We start from the raw sequence: 3,648 nt of genomic DNA on the forward strand, positions 1-3,648 counted from the left end.
AACAAGACGCGGCGCAGTATATGCGGATTTTTAATAAATATCAATGTGACTGTTGCGCGCAGTTCGGTATATTTTCCCCGTTTAAAAACACATTTTTCGCCCTTTTTCTCTCTTTAAAGGACACATCATGCATCATATTATATATTTAACACATTGTTTTAAATATATAAAAACAAGTTTTCTTAACATCAAACCCTTGTAGCGAACCCCTGCATTTGCTTTATATGCTGGTGCCTTTTCGAAGGCGGCGTCATCAATTAATGCAAAAATATCCGCACTCGCTCTTGACAAGTTAACCGTAAACCATCAGAATAACGTCAAATTGGGTTAAGTTTAAATGAAGTTTTTGATTATCCCAGTTTTCTTTGCTTTGCTTTTTTTGTTTTTATTTCTTTCTAATCATTTTATTTTTCCAGATTTGTTTGAGCGGCTGTAATGCCGCTTTTTTATTGTTTTTATCCGCCGCGCTTTATGCGCGGTTTTTTTATGCGCAAATGGAGGCGGCATGCAATCAAATTTTGAACGCGCGCTGAATTGGATACTTTTATCGGAAGGTGGTTATGTTAATCACCCCGCTGATACAGGTGGCGCCACCAATTTCGGCATTACGCAAAAAACATATGGCGCCTTTTTAGCCGCCCGTGGCATCGCCGAGCGTCCCGTTAAAAATATTTCTAAAACCGAAGTCCGCGCGATTTATGAGCAAGAATACGCGCAAAAGATACAGTTTAATTTATTACCTGCCGGCGTTGATTATGCGCTGCTTGATTTCGCGGTACACAGCGGCGTGCGACGTGCTGCCAAAACCATACAAAAAATTGCGGGCGTACCCACAGACGGCATCATCGGCGCGCAAACACTGAAAGCGCTGAAACAGCAGCCGGTGGAACCCTTAATTGAAGCGCTTTGCATGGAACGCATGGCATTCCTCAAACGTCTTAAAAATTGGCATGCCTTTAAGCGCGGCTGGACAACGCGCGTCATCGGCAAACGCGCCGGCTATCAAAGTGACGATATCGGCGTTTTAGACCGCGCTATCGGGTTAGCGATGGGCGCGAAAGATATTCCGGCGTCGGTTTTAGCCACAGAAAAAGCCGACGGCGCACAAAAAACCAGCGCAACCTTAGCGCATTCCAAGCGCGTCATCATTTCTATATCGGGCGTGTTATCTACTTTGGGCGCGCTCAATGAACAATTACTTGAAATTGCCGATTTTAGAAACAGTATCACCATGGCGCTTGGCAACGTGCCCGATGCTGTTTGGTTTCTTTGTATTTTCGCCGCATTTTTAGCGGTGATATATACCGCGTTTTGGGATAAACAACATGATTAACCGCATCAAACAGATTTCCGCATATGTCCTTAGCCGCATTGCCGCCCTATCCATGATAGTGGCGGCTTTTTTTATGCTGGCTTTTAAAGAAGAACGGGACAAAAGGCGGCAATTAAAACAAGAAAAACAGCGTTTAGAACAGGAAAATCGCGACATGGAACGACACGCTTATGAAACAGCGAAAGCCGTATATCGTAACCGTCAACGCCGCGCGCGCGTCAAACAAGCGATTCAATCAAGCAAGCGTGATTATTTTGAAGAAGATTAGTTTATCGTTACTGGTGTTCTGTTTGGGCTGCCAGCCTGACATTTATCGTTACCGCGCGCCGTGCCCAGTACCGCCGACGTTGCCGAAAATCCGCGCCGCCGAATTGCGTTTATTAAGCGATGAAACGTACCACAATTTAGTAGAGCGCGAATTACGTTTAAAAGAATATATTGAGTTGCTCAAAGTTAACTGTGGTAATGAATTGTGAGCGAATGGCAGTTTGAAAAGACCTTATCGGTTGGGCATATTTTAACGACCGCATCTTTGATTGTGACGGCATTCGTTTATGTCACCAAACTTGAGCAGCGCATTAGTTTGCTTGAGCAGCGTCTTGAAACAGAAACCGAATTGCGCAAAGAAAACGACAGCACGTTACGCGCCGCCGATACAATTTTACGCGGTGAAGTCAAAGCTGAAATCCGTGATTTGGCGCTCAAAATCGACCGTTTGTATGAGATACGAAAAAGCAGCAGGGAAACAGTTATGCCGAAATTAACCGACGAGCTATGGCTCATGGCAAAAGCCGATTATGAAATCGGCGGCTTGGGCGTCTCGGATATTGCGCGCAAATATTGTGTAGCTAAATCAACCGTGAGCGCGCGAGCGAAAAAAGAGAATTGGCAAGCGAACAAAACCGAACAAGCCGAACAATTAAAAGCTAATGCAATCATCGATTTAGTTAATGTTGAGCGAACAACCGAACGAACACTTTCCGCCGTTGAGCGGCAATGTTTTGACCAAGTCGTCGCGGATAATGTCGCTTTTCGTTTGCAATCGGATAAGAACATGCAAGCCGTTGAGCAAAAAGTCATGCAAATGCTTGATGATATTGAGCGCCCGTCCGAAGCTAAGGCGATTATGGACGTTTTAAAAACGCATCGCGAGGCGCGGCTGGGGAAAATGCCGGATACCCAAGTAAACATTCAAAATAACGGGGTTGAAAGCCTCACGCGCATTGAACGGGTCGTTGTCGATGGGACGCATACTCAAGATTAAAACGCCGCGCTGGGCATTACCGCTATTAAAACCAGCACGTTATAAAGGCGCTTACGGCGGACGCGGTGGCGGTAAATCGCATTTTTTCGCAGAACGCATCGTTGAAGAGCATATTATCAACCCCAACCGGAAAACGGTTTGCATTCGTGAAATCCAAAAATCATTGCGCCACAGCGTTAAAGCCTTAGTGGAATCAAAAATTGAAGCGCTCGGCGTAAGCAGCGCCTTTGATATTCAACGTGATTTAATTTTAAACCGCGGCGGCAATGGTTTAATGATTTTTCAAGGTATGCAAGACCACACCGCCGACAGTATCAAATCCTTAGAAGATTTTGATTGTGCGTGGATTGAAGAAGCTCAAAGCATTTCCAAGCGTTCGCTTTCCTTACTGCGCCCGACCATTCGCAAACAAAACAGCGAAATTTGGGCGAGCTGGAATCCGCAACTCAAAACCGACCCCATCGACCAATTTTTACGCGTTGACTGCCCCGAAAACAGCATCACCGTTGCCGTCAACTTACGCGATAACCCGTTCGCCTCTGAGGAAATTTGGCGTGAATATCGTGACGACCGCGAGCGTGCCAAAAGAAAAGCCGCCGCCGGTGATAAAAATGCGTGGGGCGAATTCGAGCATATTTGGCACGGCGCCTATCGCAGCCACAGCGCCGCGCAAGTATTAGCCGGCTGTTACCGCGTTGCGGATTTTGCAATTGAGCCGCACTGGTCAATTTATCACGGCGTGGACTGGGGTTTTGCTTCCGACCCGACCGTACTCGTGCGGTGTTATTTAGATGAAGCGGCGCGCGTTTTATACATTGCCGAAGAAGCCTACGGTGAGCACGTGGAAACGGTTGACGTGCCCCAATTATTGAGCACCATCACCAACAGCGCGCAATACGTGATTCGCGCTGATGATGCTCGTCCGGAATTAATTAGCCATTGCCGCAACCACGGCTTCCCATTAATGCGTGCCGCCGGCAAATGGCAAGGCAGCATTGAAGACGGCGTCAGCTTTTTGCGCGGGCTTGATGATATTGTTATCGCGCCGCGT

5 protein-coding genes are annotated in these 3,648 nt (G+C 46.8%); all 5 read left to right on the forward strand.

Annotated elements, in window-relative coordinates:
* The first annotated feature begins 505 nt into the window (after nt 1-505).
* Nucleotides 506-1,333, forward strand: a complete 828-nt coding sequence (locus AKG33_RS00600) for a glycoside hydrolase family 108 protein (RefSeq protein WP_012031068.1) — start codon at nt 506-508, stop codon at nt 1,331-1,333.
* Nucleotides 1,326-1,601 (forward strand): hypothetical protein, encoded by a 276-nt coding sequence (locus AKG33_RS00605; protein ID WP_012031069.1) that lies wholly within the window; start codon nt 1,326-1,328, stop codon nt 1,599-1,601. Before AKG33_RS00600 ends, AKG33_RS00605 begins: the two co-directional genes overlap by 8 nt.
* Complete coding sequence (locus AKG33_RS00610) at nt 1,588-1,809, forward strand: hypothetical protein (protein ID WP_148188634.1); 222 nt, start codon at nt 1,588-1,590, stop codon at nt 1,807-1,809. Before AKG33_RS00605 ends, AKG33_RS00610 begins: the two co-directional genes overlap by 14 nt.
* Nucleotides 1,806-2,597 carry a hypothetical protein gene (locus AKG33_RS00615; RefSeq protein ID WP_012031071.1) on the forward strand — a complete coding sequence of 264 codons (792 nt, stop codon included), beginning with the start codon at nt 1,806-1,808 and terminating at the stop codon, nt 2,595-2,597. Before AKG33_RS00610 ends, AKG33_RS00615 begins: the two co-directional genes overlap by 4 nt.
* Nucleotides 2,575-3,648 (forward strand): PBSX family phage terminase large subunit (locus tag AKG33_RS00620; protein WP_050707770.1); only part of this gene is annotated, 1,074 nt, incomplete at its 3' end. The genes AKG33_RS00615 and AKG33_RS00620, both read left to right, overlap by 23 nt.

It is taken from the genome of Dichelobacter nodosus (genome assembly GCF_001263335.1).
Lineage (GTDB): Bacteria > Pseudomonadota > Gammaproteobacteria > Cardiobacteriales > Cardiobacteriaceae > Dichelobacter > Dichelobacter nodosus.

Excerpts from the sequence above, each read along its gene's own strand:
- AKG33_RS00605 (WP_012031069.1), top strand. The coding sequence starts at position 1,326 with ATGATTAACCGCATCAAACAGATTTCCGCATATGTCCTTAGCCGCATT.
- AKG33_RS00600 (WP_012031068.1), top strand. The coding sequence starts at position 506 with ATGCAATCAAATTTTGAACGCGCGCTGAATTGGATACTTTTATCGGAA.